The following is a 20,559-nucleotide window of genomic DNA, read 5'->3' on the forward strand; positions in this document are numbered from 1 at the left end:
TTTTGTGGATGACAATGCCTTTGCCTACTTTGGGCGAAACCAAAGTAGGGCGAACCTGAACGAAGTTGAAATATATTTCAACCGAAGTGCAAGACACAGTGGTTTATCCCTAACTTTAGCTTTAACGGAGTATGACTCCGTTAAAGAACCTAGACAATTATTTCAATAAGTTAGTATTTATTCTAAGCCAAATCTAAGTTAGTTAAACTTTTCCAACTCAATCCATTGAGCATCAGGAAAATGCTTCGCCAAATAAGCTTTTAAATAATCGGCGGTATCTTTCGAAATAAGCGGATCTTTCGACTCATCCTTTAAGTTATACACCAAAGCATGCAAACTCAAACCACGCAGCTTTAAAGCCTCTAAACTCAATAAAGTATGATTAATACTGCCCAAACGTCCTGAAGTCACTAAAATCACAGGAAATTGATGCTGAGCAATATAATCAATGGTCAACAATTCTGTGGTTAAAGGCACCATCAAACCACCTGCACCTTCCAACAGTACCACATCAAACCGCTGAGCAAGTTCATTAGTCGCTGCTTCGATCTTGGCAAAATCTAAATCACGTCCATCCAAACGTGTGGCTAAATGGGGCGAGGCTGGATAAGTAAAAATTTCAGGCATGGTCAGCTTTTCATGATCTTCCTGAAACCAACCACTGCCCATAATTTCACGATGCTTTTCGATGTCCTCAGACACATCGACATTACCTGTTTGTACCAACTTCTGGGTAATAACACGCTGCCCTTGTTCGGTCCAAAGTTTGGCGAGATAACCCGTGGCATAAGTTTTACCAATTTCTGTATCAATACCGCTGACAAAATAAATTGCTGCACTCATGCTATTCTCCGTGCAATCACATAAATCGGATGATAAGTCAGGCTGAAACCCTGCTCATCATAGAACTGTTGATAATCTGAATAAAATTGCTGCAAGGATTGCTTGGTCCAGCGATGGGATTGAGCCGTTGCTGTCACCCCTGTCGCTTTTAGATGATGCAGAACTAATTTAGGATCATCAAAATATAGACATTTTTTCTCTTCTTGTATAAACACAATCTCAAAGCCACTCTCTTCAAGTTTCTGTTTCAATACTTCACTGGAATAATAATTTAAACCTTGTCCTGTCAACTGCTTAATTTCACTCAGATTATTTGGCCCAAAAGTAGAAAAACCGAAATATGAATTGGATTTTAAGGCACTTTGAATCCGCCGTAATAATGCAGGTAGATCAACCATCCACTGTAATGCTGAACTGGAAATCACAGCATCTAAAGACTGCGGTAAAGTAAGCTGTTCAATATCGCCGATCAGCCAATCAACCTTAGGTCTCCCCTTAACAAAAGGGTGAGAAGTATCACTTCGCAAGTGAGGGGATTTTAGATTTAGAAAATGCTGATCGACATCCTCATAAAGATCATTTAAAAATAATTGATCAAACTGAAAATGAGTATGAAATAAATGCGTTAAATTACCCGACCCACAACCGATCTCAAGTACAGAATCAAAAGTCTTTGGACAATATTGTTTAAGATATTCAAATAACTGTGCGCTAATCTGCTTTTGTACCACAGCATGCTCGATATAGCTTTGTCCTGCTTTGGCAAAACGTTGGGCAACCAGTGCTTTATTGACGCTCACAAACACTCCACCAATTGTTCCAATTCATTTTTTTGCACCAAAGAAGTTAAGGAGATACGCAAGCGTGAACTATTCTGCGGAACTGTTGGTGGACGCACTGGCATGGCATAAAAACCTTGTTGCTGTACAAAGCGTGCTTTTTCAATCGCAGCTTGGCTTTCGCCCAAGATAATTGGAATGATATGACTGCTGGATGGACTCGAGAAACCTTTTGCAATCACCACTTGCTGTAAATACTGACTGATCTCAGCCAAGTGCTGACGCTGTTGCTGCATGCTCAACACTTTATTAAAAATAAAATCTGACCATGCCATCGAGATTGGAGGCAAAGCTGTACTAAAAATCAATGGGCGCATTTTATTGATCAGATAATCACGAATGATTGAATCACAAATGATATAGCCGCCTACCGAGGCAATTGCTTTACCAAAGGTTCCAACCAAGAAATCAATCTGATCCAATACGCCATATTGTTCAGCACAACCAAGACCTTGCTCTCCCCTGACGCCAATCGCATGTGCCTCATCGACATACAACATGGTTTTAGCAAAGCGTTGCTTTAACTGAGCCAATGCCGCTAAATCCGTCTCGTCCCCATCCATACTAAAAATACTTTCAGTCACCACAATAATACGTTCAATTTGCTCATCTTGATGATACTTTTGCAATAGCTGTTCCAGATGCTGCAAATCATTATGACGATAACGTACATATTGAGCAGTTGATAGTCGAATGCCATCAATCATACTCGCATGAACCAGTTTATCGGCCAAAATCACGGTTTTGCTATCACACAAAGCTGGTAAAATACCAATATTCATGTGGTAGCCACTATTAAAGAGTAAGGCAGCTCGACCAAAAACTTTGCTTAGGCTATTTTCAAAGTGTTCATATTCCGCAAAATTTCCCGTAAGCAAGCGTGAAGAAGATGAACTAAAGAGCGCTCGTTCGATTTTCAGCGTATCAAGAAATTCTTCTCTTAAACTTAAATCAGCTGCCAAACCTAAATAATCATTGGATGCCAGATTCAACATGGTTCGATCTTGAATGGTAATCCATCGTCCAGATTGCTGATTTGAAGTGAATTGACGGAAATTACCTTGCTGCTTGAGATGGTCTAGCTGCTCGGCATAATGATCAAGCAAGGACATTAGTATTTACTCCTTGCATATTTTTTACCACTTCACTCATCTGTGCTAATAAATAATGGAGTTCATCATCCGTGATCACGTACGGCGGCATCACATAGACCAATTTACCAAATGGACGCACCCAAATACTCCGTTCAATGAACTGTTGCTGCAAGGTTTTCATATCAACATTAGTGGTTAATTCCACCACGCCGATCGCACCTAAAACCCGTACGTCAGCAACATGCTCAAGCTGTGCTAAATCGGTTAATTGTTCAGTGAGAATCTTTTCAATCCGTTGAATATTGGCTTGCCAGTCCTGCTCAATCAATAATTGGGTGCTTCTTAATGCAACCGCACAGGCCAGTGGATTCGCCATAAAGGTTGGGCCATGCATAAACACACCGGCTTCGCCGCGACTAATGGTTTCAGCCACTTGCTTAGTCGTTAAGGTCGCAGACAGCGTCATATAACCGCCTGTCAAACCTTTACCAATACACATGATATCAGGTTCAACTTGGGCATGTTCCCATGCAAACATTTTACCCGTGCGCCCAAAGCCTGTTGCGATCTCATCGAAAATTAACAATAAATTATATTGTTCACATAAAGCCTTGGCCTGACGTAAATATTCAGGATGATAAAAACGCATACCGCCTGCACCTTGTACAATTGGCTCGATAATCAGTGCAGCAATACTATGATGATGCTGTTCAATTTGCTGCTTGAGTTCATGAATATCTTGCGGATTCCATTCTCCATCAAATCGACTTTGTGGCGCGGGTACAAAGATTCGATTCGGTAAACTGCTGCCAAAAATCTGATGCATCCCTGTGACAGGATCACACACCGACATTGCATTCCAAGTATCGCCATGATAGCCAGAACGCGTGGTAATAAAATTGGTTTTCTCGGGTTGATGCAATGCAGCCCAATACTGCACTGCCATCTTTAAGGCAACTTCTACGGCAACTGAACCTGAATCTGCGTAGAAAATCTTATCTAAGTTCGGTGGCATAATTTTTAATAATAATTTGCCTAATTCAATCGCAGGTTCATGGGTCAGACCGCCAAACATGATATGTGCCATGTTCTGCAATTGATCTGTAACTGCTTGGTTTAGTTCAGGATGGTTATAGCCATGAATCGCACACCACCATGACGACATGCCATCAACCAAAGTTCGACCATCTTCTAGTTCGATGGTTGCGCCATAAGCACGTTTGACTTTAAAGGTTGGCAATGGATTTAACATCGAAGTATAGGGATGCCATATATGTTCTAAATCAAATAGGTCAGTCATCCTATACCTCTATAAATCCAATATTTAACAATGTACTGCATGGTGTTATTCCGAGTACTCACCCAATTTCAGGATAAGCCTTCAGCTGGACTTACTTTTCAAAGATGAAAAGTAAGCAAAAATCTTTTGTTAGGCTGATGGCACGTCCTTGATGCCACAGCCTAACGGCGACATCCATGTCGCCTCCACGATAGCGAATACTCAAAGTAAATTTCAACAATGATAAAAACGTTCAATAAGTTTCAATCGCTCTTAATCTTAAACTTGTCAAAATCTAAAATATATTGCGAGAACTTTCATTTCAAGCCAGATTAAGCGGTCTTTTTAAGAAAATCTTCAATTATTTGCACAGTCTGCTCAACCATAAAACATGGAAAGCCATGTGAAGCGCCTTCGACAGAAATAACAGATTGATTTTTTGCAGCTAAATTCTGAATATTCTGTGAAATTTGGTAAGGAACTAAAGCATCGTGCTCAGCAAAGACATGTAACTGTCTACCTTGATATTTTTTACATATATCAACCAAATTTAACTGCTCTAACAATTCTAAACCTTGCTTCAATAACACAATCGGTTGTGGACGAATCAATTTTTGCATAGCTAAGAAATCTTTCTTTGCCGAACTTGTACCTTGGCAGACCAACAAACCAAAACGCTTTAAGGTGCTAATCGCATCTTGCTCAAATGACTGTTTGAACTGAAGAAAGGTTTCAACAGACATTGCTGTAGACCAATCAAGTTGAGCGACAAAACATGGATTTGAAGCTAAAGTGATTAACATCTTCTGCTTAGCATATTGTTTTTCTATTTGATTGACCAATAAGGTTGCCAGTTGCCCACCAAGCGACCACCCGACAATCACATCAAATTTTGCCGCAAGTTCAACATACTGTTGCAAGATTTCATCATTTAGGGCATTAAAAATATTAATCCGCTCAACGATATGCCCTTTTTGTGCCAAAGCTTCATGTAATGGTCTTAATAATTCTGCACCACCGCCCCATCCTGTGATGAGTAGAATCTTATAGATCACACGTTTGTCCAATTTTTCCAACTTTAAGCCAGTATACTCTGATTAGCTCTCGTCATTATTTTCCAAATCTACCAAAAGCTTCGCTGGAATAACACGTTCCCAATTTTGTTTAAATTGCTTATGAACCTTATCTATATCAAAAGAGCTGTTCCGTGCAACTTGCTGAGCATATGCAATATCATTTGCACGCATATAAGCAAGTAGATAATGATTTCCATCTAGTTCCAATTGAAACCAAGATTCAACTTTTACTCCTTCCGCCTGAAGTGTTTGAATCGCTTCTGCTTTACGTTGTTCAATTTCTTGCTGCCAAGCTTCGACATTCGCTAACGTATTTGTTTTTAATTTAATAAGAACCGCGCCAACATCCATTCATTTTCCTCTTCTTTTTTAAATAATCATTCAATTGAAATATATAAAGCAGATCAAAATTCTGTAAAGAACTTTCTGACACATCCAATTCCTAAATTTGCTAAAGTATGTATTATTACACTTTGAGATCACGCTGATGAATACGATAAAATCCAAAGTTCTTATTGTATGTAGTTCACTCTTATTATGGAGTGCGCCAAGTTTAAGTTTGGCTCAAAACTCTATATTTTCCAAACAGAATACTGCACAAAAAGAATGGGTTGGACAATCTTCACCTGATTTTAAACTACAAGATCAAAGTGGCAAATGGCACACCCTCAATCAATATAAAGGCAAATGGATTGTGCTTTATTTCTACCCTAAAGATGACACTGCTGGCTGTACACAAGAGGCTAATCAGTTTAAATCACTTTATCCTCAATTCTTAAAATCAAATGCAGTTGTACTCGGTGTCAGTCTAGATGATGTCAGCTCACATCAAAAATTTTCGCAAAAACTAGGTTTGCCTTTCCCCATTTTGGCAGATGAAAAAGGCGAACTTGCTGGAAAATTCGGTATCGTCAGAAATTTTGGGATTACCAAAATTGCCAAACGTGAGAGTTTTCTGATTAATCCACAAGGTGCAATCATGTATCACTATAGTAGTGTGAATACGCAGACGCATGCTGATCAAGTATTAAAAGATTTAAAAGAAGCCCAAACTAAAAAATAATTCATAAATAAAAAACTCAGCACATGCTGAGTTTTTTATTTATTCGTAAACCTTAGATTTGCGATTGAATATAGTTTTGCAAACCAATTAATTCAATTAAACGCAATTGTTTTTCTAACCAATACGTATGATCTTCTTCTGTATCAGATAGCTGCTGACGCAACATATCACGACTAATGTAATCACCTTTATCTTCACAAAGCTTAATACCTGTCGCTAGTTTTTCGCGTACATGATATTCAAGTGCTAAATCAGCTTTTAAACAACTTACAACATCCGTACCCACATTGATGTCTTCACGGTTCATGCTCGGCTGAGCGCCTAAGAACAACACACGACGAATAATTGAATCTGCATGAGATGCTTCTTCCTGCATTTCATGGTCAATCCGTTCATAAATCTTGCTCAAGCCCCAATCTTCATACATTCTTGAATGAATTAAATATTGATCACGAGCAGCCAACTCACCGCCAATGAGCATATTTAAATAGTCGATGACTTCTGGATTGCCACGCATAATACTTACTCCCTATCGAATAAGTCTATTATGGTGAAATTAGATAGTAATTGCAAAAATATTATGTGTAAGCTTATGATTTATATAAAATTAAAATGAGAAACATACGCATTTACAGTTTTAATTAGCCTAATTTATCTAAATAAAATAAGCCTTTGCATACGATTCAAAAACTGTCTAAACCATAATTTTAGGAAAAATCTGTTGTTTGAATTTTTGTAACGATTCGCAATGCTTCTTATTCAGTTCGGCTTTTAAGCAAAAATTATAAAAAAATGACTGTTCAGCCGTTGTTTGTTTGAGCAAAATTCGTTAAATAACATCAATCACAAAAACATTATGCGGAAATAACAATGGACAAAAGTAAACCAATATTAGTCACTGGCGCAACAGGTTATATTGCTGGCTGGATTATCGAACGACTGCTCAATCAAGGCTATAACGTTCATGCAACAGTTCGAGACCCATCAAAGAAAAATAAAATTCAGCATTTATATGACATTGCAGAAAAGTCATCTGGAAAAATTCAATTTTTCAAAGCAGATTTACTCGAACCAAATTCTTTTGATGAATCCATGCAAGGATGTGAAGTCGTCATTCATACCGCTTCTCCTTTCGTTGTGACCAATTATAAAGATGCTGTCAAAGATATTATTGAACCTGCGGTCAAAGGAACAGAAAATGTCTTGGATAGTGTGAATCGTACTGAATCAGTCAAACGTGTGGTGCTCACCTCAAGTATTGCCTCAACCTATGGCGATGCCGTTGAGATTCAGAAGACTGCCAATAATCAATTTGATGAAAGCCACTGGAATAACACCAGTAATGAAAGCCATCAACCCTACCCTTATTCAAAAGTTGCTGCGGAACGTAAAGCATGGGAAATCGCAGAACAACAAAATCGTTGGAGTCTAGTTTGTATTAACCCAGCGTTGGTGATGGGACCTTCACTCACTGATGCCAGTCAATCTGGCAGTATTGAAGTTTTACAACAGTTCGGCAATGGTACAACATTATTTGGTGTACCGCCGATGTGGAATGGAATCGTAGATGTTCGTGATGTTGCAGATGCGCATGTTGCTGCAGCACTCAATCCCAAAGCACAAGGTCGCTATATCATTTGTGGTGGAACATTAAGTTTACTTGAAATGGGCAAAGCCTTAACGCAAAAATTTGGTTATAGATACCCATTCCCTCATTTTACCGTACCTAAAACTGCCTTTTCTTTGATTGCTCCGGTGTTTGGTCATTCACGTCAATTTGTAAAACTCAATATGGGCTATCCGATCTACTTTAATTCACAGCGTAGTGTGAATGAGTTAGGCATTCACTATCGAGATATTCGTGGCAGTGTTTGCGAACATTTCCAGCAATTAATCGATGATGGCATTGTTAAAAAACGTGCTTAAAACCAAGAACCGTTCAAGTTTAATCGCTTGAACGGTTTTTTATAGTCTTTACGATCAGTGATGTTTAACAGCAGATTAATTTCTTTAAGAACTCAAGTTGATACTGGATATTTTGTTGAAAAATTGGTTCAAAATATGGCTCAAAATGATTCGCCTCCAATAACCGATATTCAATATGTGGATTATTTATTTTTTTGATTTTCTCAGGATCAAAAGGTGCAACAGAATCTTGAGTCGCACCAATTAATAAAGTCGGTATTTTAATGGTTTTTAAATGGCGAATCGGTCGATACATGCCAATTGTCAGCACTGAACGTGCAGTGACACGATTATCATAATCATCAATAGACTTTCCTGCTTCATTATAATTTTTTATAAAAAACTCATAAGCCTGATCACGATTCATCGTCGCAAATTGATGTTCAGGTGCGATCACAGGAATATAAGTCCGTGACTGAGATGGTAAATAATCCTGAACCACTTTTAAGCCAATTTTCAACATATCTTTAACAGGATTGGCAAGAACGGCTTGTACCCCGTCTAGCATTGGAACATGAGCAATCGCCCCCAAGAGATGAGGATATTTTGCTGCGAGATCAATCGCATGCCCACCACCAAAAGAAGTCCCCCAAACCACGATTTTATCTACATCAATCTTTTCTAAATTCTGTAAATATTGAATCGCTTGCTCAGCTTCACGGACACGTAACCACGGTGAAATTTGATTTCGAGGCATCCCCTCACTTTTACCCCAAGTCGAGTAATCAAACGTCATGACGGCGTAACCGATTTGCATAAATGCTTGAACAAAAGGCAAGGTCAACAAATCTTGCGTTCCACCCCAACCATGCACCATCAAAATGACTGGATGTTTTTGTGCAGTCTCGGCATTTGGATAATATATTTTTGCAGCACATTGATTGCCATTAGGTGAATAAAAGCTTGCCTCTACACTTTGATCAAGCACATGTTGAAATGTTTCCATTACCTTATTTCCCAATTTATCTTAAATACCATTCAAGAAATATACGCAATTCTTAAATACCATTCAAGATAAGAATAAAATTATCTGCAAATTTTTAAAAATGATCGAATCGCTGTAAAATCAGTTCTGAAATATTTTGAGTCCACACAATGGCGCGCAATAAACGTATTATTCAAAACACGGATGAAAAGAAAGCAGAAATTATTGCCGCTGCACGAATGTTATTTCTTGAGATCGGCTATGATGCAACATCAATGTCCAAGTTAGCAGCAACAGCAAAGATTACTCCCAATACAATTTATTGGTACTTTAAAGATAAAGATGAAGTGTTAACACAAGTTCTTAGTTCAGAGCTTATTGACCGCCTAAATGAATATCATAATCAGTCTTTTTCCAACCACACTCAACGATTATTGTGGGTCATTCAACAACTGGAAAGTGTCAAACACCTAATTACAACCGTACATAGCCGTTTGAATTATTCTGAGGAAATTCGCGTATTACATGAAAACTTTCATAGAATTGTAGAAAGTCTATTGTGTATAGAATTACAAAAAATGGGCTTATCCGCAGCAAAAATAGATGCAACCACTCAAATTATTGTTTTTACTATAGAAGGTATTTTGTCCCATCAGCTAACGGATGAAGCTAAATATCAAATCTGTGAACTTCTGATGTAAAGCGCATGCAGAAGTCCACACCATTTCTTTCATCAAACTGGATATTGTGCCAAGAAATCTAAAAACTCTTGTTCGTTCATCACTCGAATTTCTAATTTTTGTGCTTTATCCAATTTGCTTCCTGCTTTTTCACCTGCAACGACACATTTGGTTTTACTGGAAACACTACCACTGACTCGCGCACCCAAAGCTTGTAACTTCTGTGTCGCCTCATCACGTCCCATCGTTTCCAGTGTGCCTGTCACCACCCAACTCTCACCATTTAAGGGTTGACGTGTCGGAGCAGTTGGTGCATCCCAATGAATCCCCGCTGCCAATAAACGATCGAGTACTTCAATGTTATGTGGTGCTTGGAAAAAGTCAGCAATCCACTCCGCTGTAATATCACCGACATCTGGGGTTTTCTTGAGCGCTTCAACATCGGCAGCTTTCAAAGCATCCAAAGTTTGGAAAGTATTGGCTAACATGCGTGCTGTGGTTTCACCTACGCCACGAATACCTAAGCCATAAATAAAACGTGCCAAAGTCGTTTTTTTACTCGCTTCGATTGCATCAATCAGGTTTTGAACGGATTTTTCACCCATTTTCTCGATAGTTAATAATGTGTCACGATGTTCATGCAAATGATAAATATCGGCAACATCTTTGAGTAAATCGAGGTGTAAAAGTGATTCCACCCAACGATCGCCCAAACCTTCAATATCTAAAGCTTTACGGGATACAAAGTGACGAATTGCTTCAATCCGTTGTGCCGCACAATATAAGCCACCAGAACAACGTGCTAATGCTTCACCTTCTGGCATGACAACAGGCGATTCACATACAGGGCAATTCGTCGGAAGATGTACCATCTCCGCATCAGTAGGTCTAAATTCAGCCCAAACTTTTTCAACTTTTGGAATCACATCACCCGTACGATAGACACTGACCGTATCACCAACACGCACATCTAAACGATGAATTTCACCAATATTATGTAGAGTAACATTGGATACCGTAACACCTCCCACAAAGACGGGTGCTAAACGTGCAACAGGTGTCAGGGTTCCAGTACGTCCGACTTGCCAATCAATATTTTCAACTTTGGTCAGCGCCGCTTGTGCAGGGAATTTATAAGCGGTTGCCCAGCGTGGTTCCCGACTTAAAAAGCCCAATTGTTGTTGTTGTTTCAGATCATCGACCTTCACCACCATGCCATCAATTTCAACTTTAAGATCTGGACGTTCTTGTTGAATTTGTTCATAGCGTTGTTGTACTTCTTCAATTGAAGCACACAAGAATTGACGCTCAGCGATTTCAAAACCAAATTTGGTTAACCAATGTAAACTATCATGCATCGTTGCGAGACCATGACTAGGCTCACACTGAGCAATACCGTAAGCATAGAATGCCAATGGACGTGACGCAGCAATATTTGGGTCAAGCTGTCTTAAACTTCCTGCCGCGGCATTACGTGGATTAGCAAAAGTCTTCTCGCCTTTCGCTTCTTGATCGGCATTGAGTTTTTCAAAGCCTTGCTTTGGCATCAACACTTCACCACGGACTTCTAAAAATTGTGGAATCGCTTGATGCTGACTTGATAATACTTTGGGCAAGTTACGAATGGTTTTAACATTTTGGGTAATATCTTCGCCTGTTTCCCCATCACCACGAGTGACACCACGAACCAGTACACCATTTTCATACCAAAGTGAAATCGCCAAACCGTCAAGCTTGAGTTCAACTTCATATTGAACTTTTTGGTTCGGTAAACGCTCATCAATACGGCGAGCAAAAGCAAATAGATCATCTTGATTAAAGACATTCCCCAATGACAGCATTGGCACTGTGTGGGTCACGCTTTCAAACTTTGATAGGGCTTGACCACCAACTTTATTGGTCGGCGTATCGGTCTGAATCAAATCAGGATATTGTTGTTCTAATGCTTTAAGCTGATGAAATAAATGGTCATATTCACTATCAGAAATGGATGGCTCATCCATCACATAGTAAGCATGGTTATGTTTTGCAATCAGTTGAATTAACTGACGCATTTGCTCAATAACTGAGTTGTGTTCCATTTAAATTTCACCATATAAAAGGGCGGAAAAACCGCCCTATAATTTTTTACTGAATTTATTATAAAAGATTCATTAGACTGTTGCTTGATTTGGACGGTAATCAATCACATGATGACGCCAATGTTCTTTCAATTGTGGCGTAAATTCTAAATTATTTTCATCATAGACTTTGCCATCGACTTCACGCGCAATTAAGCCTGCAATACTGGTCATCATGTCATACCCTGTCACAGCTTTGCTATTTGGCAGTGCAAGGAAGAATGCTAAACCTTGTACTTGCTCACCAGATAAACTTTCTAAATCAAAGCCAGCAGGACCATTGTCCGTCATTCGCAATACAGAGAACATCAATGTGCTTGGCTCTTCTGTATTTTCATAACGGTGGAAACACGACATTTCACCAAAGCGGAGACCATATTTCAGCAATACTTTTAATGCTTTATCGCCCGACAACGCACGGCGTGGATTTGGAAAAACATTCAGCGCAATAATCTGCTCAGCTGTTGCTAATGCACTTTCATCATCATAACGTTGCTGTTCATGTAAATGCACATCCAAGATATTACTCTCACCATCAAATTCTTCAATTTCAACAGTTGCAATATTTGGATTTAAACTCAGTTCTGGCTCAACTTTCGTTTCATCAGCTTTATCTAACAAGTCTTCATCATCAGATCCGTCCACTTGTGGTTGATCTTCTGATCGTTCAATGCTTGTATTGATTTCAGTATGAATGACAGGCTCAGCCGCAACTTTTACCGTTTCTTCAGCTTTCTCTTCTGCAACAGTTTGTACTGGTGCTGCTTGAGTATCTACTTGAATAGTTTCTGCTTTAAAACTTGGTTCAACCCGTTCAGTTGTTGAGATTACAGTATCTTTTTGTAGAAGCTGCTCTCGTACATTACGCGGGATCACAGGCTGATTGCTGTCAGAATTAATATGTAAATCAGCGTCTAATGATGGCTCAACTGTTTTTGGTTTTCTCAAAACCATTGCTAAACCAACGAGCATAATCACAACGGCGATAACAATGCCTATTATTGTATTCATTTCCATACTAGGACTCCGAAACTAACCCGTATTCTTTTGCCTGTTCTAAATCGACAGTCACTAATTTTGATGTGCCTGGCTCTGGCATGGTCACTCCCAGTAAATCAGTTGCCATTGTCATCGCCAATTTATTATGAGTAATGTAAATGAATTGCACTTGCTCAGAAAGCTCTTTTACCAAATTACAATACCGTTGTACATTGGCATCATCAAGTGGTGCATCAACTTCATCTAATACACAGAAAGGTGCAGGATTCAATCTAAAGATCGCAAATACCAATGCCAAAGCAGTTAAAGTCTTTTCACCACCTGAAAGTAGTGCCAAAGAACTGTTGCGCTTGCCTGGTGGACGCGCCATCAATTTCACCCCTGACTGCCAATCATCCTCAAGACTTAAGGTCGCTTCACCGCCACCAAACACCTTTGGAAACAACACTTGCAGCTCTTGATTTACCTGATCAAAGGTGGTCATAAATAATTTACGTGTTTCTTGATCAATACTTTTCATCGCATCTTTGAGCTGATCAACCGTATTTTGTAGATCTTGCATCTGATGACTCAGCTCATCAAAACGCTGTGACACGTCTGCATATTCTTGTGAAGCTGCCAAGTTTACCGCACCAATTTTATCAAATTGTTGCAATGCTTTTTCTAATTTCTGTTGATGATCTTTTATTTCAATCGAGAGGTCAGATAAAGCATCCGCATTGAGTTCTTTGAGCTGTTCCAGATAATGCTCACGATCTGATTTAGCAGCCTGCCAAGCCAAACGCTTTTGCTCTAACTGCTCACGCACCTGCTCATCTTTTTGCTGTGCTTGATGACGTTGTTCCGTCAATTGCTGCTGTTTCTCTTGGACTTGATTCAGTTCAAGTTGCCACTCATTCCAATTTTTTTGCAGCTTTTCTGTTTGCTGAAATTGCTCTTGGAATTGCGACTCTAAGTTCGGTAATTCAAGCTGAATCGGATCAACAAACTTCTTCGCTTGCTCAATCTGTTCAATGATTTGTCGATATTGGGTTTTCAGGAATGAAATATCTTTTTCGAGCAACTCAATTTGTTGATTGGCTTGCGAAGTCTGACGGCGCAAAGCTTCACGTTGCTGCTGCTGTTGCGTCAACTGCTGCTGTTGCTCATCCAACTGTTCATTCAGATTTTCGACCTGAAATTGTAAAGTCTTATAATTCGGTAATACTGCTTCTAATTTGAGTGCAAGTGCATGTAAATCAATTTCCAAATCATCACGCTGCATGGCATCTTCTTCAAGTTGCACATCGAGCTGTTTAAGTTGATCTGCTAATTGCATCTGCTGTAATACAAATGCCTGTGCCGTACTTTGTAGTTTGGCAATTTGTACATCAAACTGTTGCTGCTCTTTCTGTTTTTGTTTCAGGGTTTGCTGTTGTTGCTGTAAGTTTTGCTGTTGCTGTTGCAACCCTTGCTGCTGTTGTGAAAATTGATTTTCCGAATCAAGCAATTGTGCTTGCTTCTCCGCAAGCTGCTGTTCAATTTCTTCTAAACGGATTTGATGGCTGAGCATCCCCTGCGCAGTTTGGCTGTCTTCATCATAATGCAGACCAATCACCCAATCTGCTCCAACATGATAACCATCGAGGCTTAAAATTGACTGCGCTTGAATGAGATCAGATTGATAATTTAATGCGGTTGCTAAATTCTCAGCCACAGTAACATTTGACCAGAGCGAAGATTCTGGCGCTTCGATCCAGTCTGATAGATATTTTAAATCTCCCCTAACTCCTCTTTGAGAAAGAGGTGAGGAGCGATTATAGCTCTGCAAGGGAGATTCTATTTTTAACTGACGTGCCACACCTTCTTGAAAGGATTGCTCATCATCCAACAAATGTGCTTGCAGCCACTTGGCTAAGAATTTTTCAATAATAGCCGCATACGTTTTACCTTGAGCAGTTAAACGTAGGCTTTGCATCAGTCGAGCCGCATTTTGATCATGCTTCGGACTCTGCTTCGCCACCAATTGATTTAAGTTCTTTTGTTCAGCCAATAAAACCTGAATCTCAGTTTTCAAGTTCTGTCCATCGGCCTTCTGCAACTGTTGTTGATCTTGCTGTGTCTGAACACCCTGCTGTAATTGCTCAATCGCGGTTTCTAACGCAATTATTTCCTGTTGCAGTTGCTGCTGTAATTGTTCTAACTGCGCCTGTTCATCATCCTGAACCTGTGCACGAATCTGAGTGGTTTGCGTTTGCAAGGTCTGCTTTTGCTGCTCTATGCGCTGTACACTTTTGCCAAGCTGCTCAATTTGCGCTGCCATTTGCAACTTTTGCTGTTGTTGCTGATCAACTTGTACCTTGAGTTGTTCAAATTGCTGTTGTGCTTGCTTATGTTGCGCCTGAACATCGCTAAAATTTTGCTCAGCCGTTTGTGTCTGCTGCTCTAAAGCAAGTAATACTTCATTTTGTTCATCAAATTGAGTGGTTAAAGTCTCAACCTGTAATTCAGATAATTGTAAACGCTCTTTGGTTTGTAATTTTTGCTGTTCAAGTTGAACTAAGTTACTGCTATTTTGTTGGAATAAACTCTGTTTTTGTTCCAAAGTCATTTTTAATTCAGATAGCTTTTTCTCTGCCTGTTGCCATTCATGCTGCAAAGGTGAAGACTGCTGAATTAAACGCTGAAATAAAGCACTGGTTGCTTCAAGATCATGTTCAATGGTATGTGATTCAGAACGAACCAGTTTAAAACGTTCCCCAAGCGCCGTCATTTCAACCGTATATTCTTGTTGTAGCTTTTGACTTTGATTGGCTTGGAAAGAAAGGATTTCGATTTTGAAAGTCCGAATCTGACTTTCTAAGGTTTTATATTGGATTACTGCTTCTGACTGACGCTTTAGCGTTTTTAGCTGCGATTTCAACTCAGCTGCAATATCATCTAAACGTGCAAGATTTTGCTCAGTATGTTCTAAATGTTGCAAGGTCTCACGGCGACGTGCCTGATAACGAGACACTCCTGCCGCTTCTTCAATAAACACCCGCATTTCTTCAGGCTTAGCATCAACCAAACGGTTAATCATGCCCTGTTCAATCACCGCATAAGAGCGAGGCCCTAGACCTGTACCCAAGAAAATATCAGTAATATCACGACGGCGACAACGTGTGCCATTCAAGAAATATTCAGACTTACCTTCACGTGTCACTTGGCGACGAACAGCAAGCTCGTTATAGGCATTATAAGCCCCGCCTAATTTGCCATAAGTATTATCAAACCGCAGTTCTACACTTGCAACACCGACAGGTTTACGCTTGACTGTCCCTGTAAAGATGACATCCTGCATGCTGCCACCACGTAATTGGCGTGCATTGGACTCGCCCATCACCCAACGAATTGCATCAATGACATTTGACTTACCACAACCGTTTGGACCCACTACTGCGGTACGGTTTGCCTTAAAATTTAATGTGGTACTATCGGCAAAAGATTTAAAGCCTGAAAGTTTTAAACTGCTTAAACGCATACTGCCCTAACTAGCGGCGTGAGCGTCTAGCCCAAGCCAATTCAATCTGTTTCATACGTGTCAGAGATTCCAACACAAGGTTGCGCAAGTGTCGACAAAAATCTTCCATAAATAAAGCAGCTTGTTGTGATTTTCGGATCAAAATAGCATCAATCACCAGTTTAAACAGAGTAAATGATTCTTGCAGCTCACGACGTGAAGTATTCAAGGTTAAAAAATAGCTACGACGTAATGAAGGCAAAAGTTCTTTATAGAATTGCATAAGGTAGGGATTTGCCACCATATCATGCTGTTCTGCTAAATATTTAAAGATGGAATCATAAAATTTTTCGATATCTCCAGCGCGGACAAACTCAACCAATTGATCCAATAACGCTTGTATATGTTCAGCTTCATTGACACGCCAAGTTTCACTAATTCGTTGCACGATATGCCCAAGCACCATGACATTAGTATCGAATAGTGCCTTCACCTGTTGAGCTGACATTTCAGAAACAATCGCACCACGGCGTGGGAAAATTTCAATCAGATAAGTACGTTCTAGTAATAACAAGGCTTCACGAACAGAACCACGACTCACATCTAATTCCTTCGCAATACGCAATTCTTGAATACGCTCTCCCTCAACTAACTCACCACTAATAATTTGTTCACTAATATATTTTGCAATCTGTTCAGAAAGACTATCAGCCTCTTCGAGATTCATAATCCCCTCGCTCTCGTTGTTATACGCATGTTCCAATGCTGTTTGCGCTTTTTTGTTTTAACTGATCTTGCCTTATAAATTCTATATCATTGTCTAACAATTTTATTGCTTTTTAAGTCAATACCTATAGATAACTCAGACACTCGTTTAAATTTAAAGCAAAAATAAGCATTCCTCATTTTTAAGATCAAAGAGTTAGCTTCATTTCATCAAATTGACCGCATATCTGAAAGTTAATCTATTTTCCGAAAATTTGTTGATATAAATCACATAAAATAATATTTTTACCAATACAAACACATTTGATTAATTTTACTGAATCGCTCAGTAAATATGAGTGACATTATGGGTGTTCATCAAGCAGTTAATATCGCAATTTTTGGGCTTAGTCTCAGAACATTGAACGAATTAAAGGAACACGTTCAAACCGCGGTCCCAAGTCATATTCAAGTGAATTGGAGCAACATTGCGGAACCACAACTTGATATTTTGATGATCAATCATATGTTTTTTGATTCACCCAATATCAAGAGTTTAATTAAAAATAATAATATCAATGTGTTACAAATCGCGAATGATGTAAATAAAAATAGCTCAATTGAAGATGACACCTTATATTTACCCCTCAACCACGTTCACTCACTTCATCATTGGCTGAATGAACGTTTGACTAAAAACCAAGAATTAACTGCAATACCGCTACCGACATCCACAAATAACATACTTCATCGAAAGCAAATCAAAGACATTTTGCTGGAAATTCAAAACCCTAGAAATGGAAAAATTCAGTTATTCGACAATAATGGTTTAATTGCTATTGCAGATCCTCGCAACGAATGGGTCTGGCAGAACCCTAGCCTTCGATCATTGCAAACAGATTCAAGTTTGAACTACACCTATGCGACTCAAAATGATCAACTTTGGATTACTGACACCCCTCAGCAAGATCTAAAGCTATGGTTATGGAATCTCCTATGGACTTCAAGCGACTTCGATGAGCTCTGCCCATCATCAGTATCAAGTTTTTATTTAGAGATTTGGCCACAACCTCATCACAAAGCAGAACGACAACAAATTCTACGTATGGCTGCATGCTTTGCCAAAGGTGCTCAAATTTCAGTTGTCGCAACTCAATTAAGATTACCCGAAAAACGCGTGAAACAATTTGTTGCTGCGAGTTTAGGTGCACAGTACGGCAGAGTGATCAAAGATCATCAAGCCAATTACCATCCTCAAAATCCTCAGACTGAAACAGAACAAAACTTTATGAAAAAACTGTTTGGTCGATTACGTAACCGTTTAGGCTTTTAATCAAGGACAATCCTACCTATGATTTTACATCAATATAAAATTGTCTTTGGTGGAACCATGGGCTCAGGTAAATCCACTGCCATAAAAACACTTTCAGAAGTTGAAGTTGTCAGTACTGAAGCCCTTAATACAGATATTGAATCACATGAAAAATTACTCACGACTGTTGGTATTGATTATGGTGAGATTACATTAGAGGATGATGTCAAAGTTGGATTATATGGCACACCTGGTCAAGATCGTTTTGATTTTATCTGGGCTGTGATTTGTAAAGGGGCAATTGGTACCATTGTCATGATTGATCATGCTGCCGAAAATCCACTACTTGATCTAGAACAATATATACAAGCATTTCAGCCCTTTGGTAATAATATTGTGATTGCGATTACTCATATCGATCGTAAACCCGAACGTACATTTTCCATATATCGCGATTGGCTAAGTGCACAGGGACTCAATTATCCATTATTTTTTCTCGATGCACGCCAACAGGATGATGTGCTGCTTTTAGTTGAAACACTGATTGCGACAATTGAAGTACATTATGGACTTATAAATTAAAGGGCTTATTTAAAGTAACCCTTTATAAATAAAATAACAGCCTACGACAACAAGTAGTCCAGCAAAACATTTTTTCAACATCGCTGCTGATAAACGATGAGCCACTTTTGCCCCGAATTTGGCTGTGATAAAGCTCATCGTACTAATACCGAGAAAAGCATAAATATGCACATAGCCAATGGTATTCGGTACATCAATGTGTTCTCTAGCACCAAACCACATAAACCCAATTGCACCTGCCACCGCAATAGGTAAACCACATGCAGCAGAAGTTGCCACTGCCTTTTGCATGACCACACCATGACGATTTAAAAATGGTACGGTCAAACTACCACCGCCAATCCCAAAAATCGCAGAAGCAACACCAATGCCTCCACCCGCTGCAAACTGTAATATTGCCGATGGTAAATGACGATTTGGGTCAATCACTGCATGCGCTCCCCTAAACATCTTGTATGCCATCCAAACTGCAAAAACACCAATAAGCAATTGCAAATGTTGCCCCGACATCAGATCAGCTACGCCTGCACCTAAAAATGAGCCTAAAACCAATCCAGGCGCTAAATTACGAAAGACTTGCCAAAGCACTGCTCCCTTTTTATGGTGTGCAGTGACTGAGCTAATTGAAGTCACAATAATGGTAGCTAAAGACGTTCCCACTGCAATATGCATAATCACATTAGGGTCATAATTCATTTGAGTAAAGACAATATATAAAATCGGTACAATAATTAAACCACCACCAACCCCAAATAACCCCGCAGTAAATCCAGCAATTGCGCCAATCAGCAAATATATGATTAACTCCATAAACACATGACCACTCTATTTATAAAACAATGGAAGATTTAGCAACTCGCCAGCTTCAGCAATTACTCAATGCAAAGAATCAATTTCCTGAAATCGTCTTGCTCAAAACCACGACAACATCGACCAATGATGATATGCGTGAAATTGCACAAAAAGGTATGACCACAGGATTGGTATGCAGTGCCCAACAAACTCAAGGGCGTGGTCAACATCAACGACAATGGGCATCTCCTGAAGGGAATATTTATTTAAGTACGCTGATTCATACCAAGACAACCTTAGATGGTCGCCTTGCACTTGAAGCGGCTTTAAATATCCTGCAAATGCCGAGCTTGCAAGGTTTAAGTCTACAAGTCAAATGGCCCAATGATCTATATAGTTCACAAGGCAAATGGGGGGGAATTTTGGTTGAGCCACTTTCAGCACATCAAGCGATTGTCGGTGTCGGGATCAATTTAAATACTCCACCTGTAGAAAATGCAGATCAAGCCATTACCTCATTAAACATGCTAGGTCTAAACCATCTTGATCATTTGACGCTTATTGCTGAACTCTATACTGCAATTCAACAAGCGGCTCAATGGTTTGAACATGGTAGTTATAATTTGGCAGAACGCTTTAACCATCATGCGATTTGGTTGAATCAACACGTTGAATTTGAACATGCCCAAGGTAAAATTCAGGGATACTTCCAAGGCATTTCTAATGATGGTGCAGTGCTCATCAAAACCGAACAAACAGAAAAATATTATCAAGGCCGTTTACGACTTGCTTCACTTTGAGGAA

At 39.4% G+C, this 20,559-nt stretch carries 19 protein-coding genes; 6 read left to right on the plus strand and 13 right to left on the minus strand.

The features are described 5' to 3' along the window. Positions 1 to 198: 198 nt before the first annotated feature. The 6 genes from bioD to C502_RS0105795 all read right to left on the minus strand — a co-directional run bounded on the left by bioD (position 199) and on the right by C502_RS0105795 (position 5,482). Positions 199 to 843: a dethiobiotin synthase gene (bioD, locus tag C502_RS0105770; RefSeq protein ID WP_018677883.1), complete on the minus strand. Its 645-nt coding sequence runs from the start codon at positions 841 to 843 to the stop codon at positions 199 to 201. Next, a complete protein-coding gene (gene bioC / locus C502_RS0105775) occupies positions 840 to 1,649 on the minus strand; it encodes a malonyl-ACP O-methyltransferase BioC (protein WP_026315753.1) in 810 nt (269 codons plus the stop codon). Before bioC ends, bioD begins: the two co-directional genes overlap by 4 nt. Next, on the minus strand, positions 1,640 to 2,794 hold the full coding sequence (locus C502_RS0105780) for an 8-amino-7-oxononanoate synthase (protein ID WP_018677885.1): 1,155 nt from the start codon (positions 2,792 to 2,794) through the stop codon (positions 1,640 to 1,642). The genes bioC and C502_RS0105780 overlap by 10 nt, the downstream gene beginning before the upstream one ends. Then, positions 2,781 to 4,076: an adenosylmethionine--8-amino-7-oxononanoate transaminase gene (bioA, locus tag C502_RS0105785; protein WP_018677886.1), complete on the minus strand. Its 1,296-nt coding sequence runs from the start codon at positions 4,074 to 4,076 to the stop codon at positions 2,781 to 2,783. The genes C502_RS0105780 and bioA overlap by 14 nt, the downstream gene beginning before the upstream one ends. A gap of 311 nt (positions 4,077 to 4,387) precedes the next feature. Beyond that, entirely contained in the window at positions 4,388 to 5,110 is a 723-nt protein-coding gene (locus C502_RS0105790; protein ID WP_023274692.1) for an alpha/beta hydrolase family protein, read from the minus strand. Positions 5,111 to 5,152: 42 nt separating this feature from the next. After that, complete coding sequence (locus tag C502_RS0105795) at positions 5,153 to 5,482, minus strand: DUF6176 family protein (RefSeq protein ID WP_018677888.1); 330 nt, start codon at positions 5,480 to 5,482, stop codon at positions 5,153 to 5,155. Between the two features lie 133 nt (positions 5,483 to 5,615). Here C502_RS0105795 and C502_RS0105800 point away from each other — a divergent pair, with 133 nt between their 5' ends. Continuing rightward, positions 5,616 to 6,194, plus strand: coding sequence for a peroxiredoxin (locus tag C502_RS0105800; RefSeq protein WP_026315754.1), 579 nt, complete (start codon positions 5,616 to 5,618; stop codon positions 6,192 to 6,194). A 52-nt stretch (positions 6,195 to 6,246) separates the two neighbouring features. Here C502_RS0105800 and ftn read toward each other — a convergent pair whose 3' ends face one another. Beyond that, a complete protein-coding gene (gene ftn, locus C502_RS0105805; protein ID WP_018677890.1) occupies positions 6,247 to 6,711 on the minus strand; it encodes a heteropolymeric bacterioferritin subunit Ftn in 465 nt (154 codons plus the stop codon). Positions 6,712 to 7,064: 353 nt separating this feature from the next. Here ftn and C502_RS0105810 point away from each other — a divergent pair, with 353 nt between their 5' ends. Next, positions 7,065 to 8,120 (plus strand): SDR family oxidoreductase, encoded by a 1,056-nt coding sequence (locus C502_RS0105810; protein ID WP_018677891.1) that lies wholly within the window; start codon positions 7,065 to 7,067, stop codon positions 8,118 to 8,120. Positions 8,121 to 8,184: 64 nt separating this feature from the next. On the opposite strand, the gene C502_RS0105815 is transcribed toward C502_RS0105810, so the two are convergent. Then, positions 8,185 to 9,105 (minus strand): alpha/beta hydrolase, encoded by a 921-nt coding sequence (locus tag C502_RS0105815; protein WP_018677892.1) that lies wholly within the window; start codon positions 9,103 to 9,105, stop codon positions 8,185 to 8,187. A gap of 149 nt (positions 9,106 to 9,254) precedes the next feature. Between C502_RS0105815 and C502_RS0105820 the strand changes: the two genes are divergently transcribed. Beyond that, complete coding sequence (locus tag C502_RS0105820; RefSeq protein WP_018677893.1) at positions 9,255 to 9,785, plus strand: TetR/AcrR family transcriptional regulator; 531 nt, start codon at positions 9,255 to 9,257, stop codon at positions 9,783 to 9,785. Between the two features lie 32 nt (positions 9,786 to 9,817). On the opposite strand, the gene ligA is transcribed toward C502_RS0105820, so the two are convergent. The 4 genes from ligA to C502_RS0105840 all read right to left on the minus strand — a co-directional run bounded on the left by ligA (position 9,818) and on the right by C502_RS0105840 (position 17,091). Further along, complete coding sequence (gene ligA, locus C502_RS0105825; RefSeq protein ID WP_018677894.1) at positions 9,818 to 11,845, minus strand: NAD-dependent DNA ligase LigA; 2,028 nt, start codon at positions 11,843 to 11,845, stop codon at positions 9,818 to 9,820. 72 nt (positions 11,846 to 11,917) lie between these two features. Continuing rightward, positions 11,918 to 12,901, minus strand: coding sequence for a cell division protein ZipA C-terminal FtsZ-binding domain-containing protein (locus C502_RS0105830; protein WP_018677895.1), 984 nt, complete (start codon positions 12,899 to 12,901; stop codon positions 11,918 to 11,920). 1 nt (position 12,902) lies between these two features. After that, the gene (gene smc, locus C502_RS0105835) at positions 12,903 to 16,385 is read right to left on the minus strand and encodes a chromosome segregation protein SMC (RefSeq protein ID WP_018677896.1); all 3,483 of its coding nucleotides are present in this window, start codon (positions 16,383 to 16,385) and stop codon (positions 12,903 to 12,905) included. Positions 16,386 to 16,395: 10 nt separating this feature from the next. After that, the gene (locus tag C502_RS0105840) at positions 16,396 to 17,091 is read right to left on the minus strand and encodes a GntR family transcriptional regulator (RefSeq protein ID WP_018677897.1); all 696 of its coding nucleotides are present in this window, start codon (positions 17,089 to 17,091) and stop codon (positions 16,396 to 16,398) included. 345 nt (positions 17,092 to 17,436) lie between these two features. Here C502_RS0105840 and C502_RS0105845 point away from each other — a divergent pair, with 345 nt between their 5' ends. After that, positions 17,437 to 18,402, plus strand: coding sequence for a hypothetical protein (locus C502_RS0105845; RefSeq protein WP_018677898.1), 966 nt, complete (start codon positions 17,437 to 17,439; stop codon positions 18,400 to 18,402). 18 nt (positions 18,403 to 18,420) lie between these two features. After that, the gene (locus C502_RS0105850) at positions 18,421 to 18,963 is read left to right on the plus strand and encodes a GTP-binding protein (RefSeq protein WP_018677899.1); all 543 of its coding nucleotides are present in this window, start codon (positions 18,421 to 18,423) and stop codon (positions 18,961 to 18,963) included. A gap of 9 nt (positions 18,964 to 18,972) precedes the next feature. Here C502_RS0105850 and C502_RS0105855 read toward each other — a convergent pair whose 3' ends face one another. Then, entirely contained in the window at positions 18,973 to 19,773 is an 801-nt protein-coding gene (locus C502_RS0105855) for a sulfite exporter TauE/SafE family protein (RefSeq protein ID WP_018677900.1), read from the minus strand. Positions 19,774 to 19,802: 29 nt separating this feature from the next. Between C502_RS0105855 and C502_RS0105860 the strand changes: the two genes are divergently transcribed. Continuing rightward, complete coding sequence (locus C502_RS0105860) at positions 19,803 to 20,555, plus strand: biotin--[acetyl-CoA-carboxylase] ligase (protein WP_018677901.1); 753 nt, start codon at positions 19,803 to 19,805, stop codon at positions 20,553 to 20,555. Positions 20,556 to 20,559: the final 4 nt, after the last annotated feature.

The sequence above is a fragment of the Acinetobacter tjernbergiae DSM 14971 = CIP 107465 genome (assembly GCF_000374425.1).
GTDB classification, from domain to species: domain Bacteria; phylum Pseudomonadota; class Gammaproteobacteria; order Pseudomonadales; family Moraxellaceae; genus Acinetobacter; species Acinetobacter tjernbergiae.

Coding starts and splice junctions, on each gene's coding strand:
- bioD (WP_018677883.1), bottom strand. CDS start 843: ATGAGTGCAGCAATTTATTTTGTCAGCGGTATTGATACAGAAATTGGT.
- C502_RS0105780 (WP_018677885.1), bottom strand. CDS start 2,794: ATGTCCTTGCTTGATCATTATGCCGAGCAGCTAGACCATCTCAAGCAG.
- bioA (WP_018677886.1), bottom strand. CDS start 4,076: ATGACTGACCTATTTGATTTAGAACATATATGGCATCCCTATACTTCG.
- C502_RS0105795 (WP_018677888.1), bottom strand. CDS start 5,482: ATGGATGTTGGCGCGGTTCTTATTAAATTAAAAACAAATACGTTAGCG.
- ftn (WP_018677890.1), bottom strand. CDS start 6,711: ATGCGTGGCAATCCAGAAGTCATCGACTATTTAAATATGCTCATTGGC.
- C502_RS0105810 (WP_018677891.1), top strand. CDS start 7,065: ATGGACAAAAGTAAACCAATATTAGTCACTGGCGCAACAGGTTATATT.
- C502_RS0105815 (WP_018677892.1), bottom strand. CDS start 9,105: ATGGAAACATTTCAACATGTGCTTGATCAAAGTGTAGAGGCAAGCTTT.
- C502_RS0105820 (WP_018677893.1), top strand. CDS start 9,255: ATGGCGCGCAATAAACGTATTATTCAAAACACGGATGAAAAGAAAGCA.
- ligA (WP_018677894.1), bottom strand. CDS start 11,845: ATGGAACACAACTCAGTTATTGAGCAAATGCGTCAGTTAATTCAACTG.
- C502_RS0105830 (WP_018677895.1), bottom strand. CDS start 12,901: ATGGAAATGAATACAATAATAGGCATTGTTATCGCCGTTGTGATTATG.
- smc (WP_018677896.1), bottom strand. CDS start 16,385: ATGCGTTTAAGCAGTTTAAAACTTTCAGGCTTTAAATCTTTTGCCGAT.
- C502_RS0105840 (WP_018677897.1), bottom strand. CDS start 17,091: ATGAATCTCGAAGAGGCTGATAGTCTTTCTGAACAGATTGCAAAATAT.
- C502_RS0105845 (WP_018677898.1), top strand. CDS start 17,437: ATGGGTGTTCATCAAGCAGTTAATATCGCAATTTTTGGGCTTAGTCTC.
- C502_RS0105850 (WP_018677899.1), top strand. CDS start 18,421: ATGATTTTACATCAATATAAAATTGTCTTTGGTGGAACCATGGGCTCA.
- C502_RS0105855 (WP_018677900.1), bottom strand. CDS start 19,773: ATGGAGTTAATCATATATTTGCTGATTGGCGCAATTGCTGGATTTACT.
- C502_RS0105860 (WP_018677901.1), top strand. CDS start 19,803: ATGGAAGATTTAGCAACTCGCCAGCTTCAGCAATTACTCAATGCAAAG.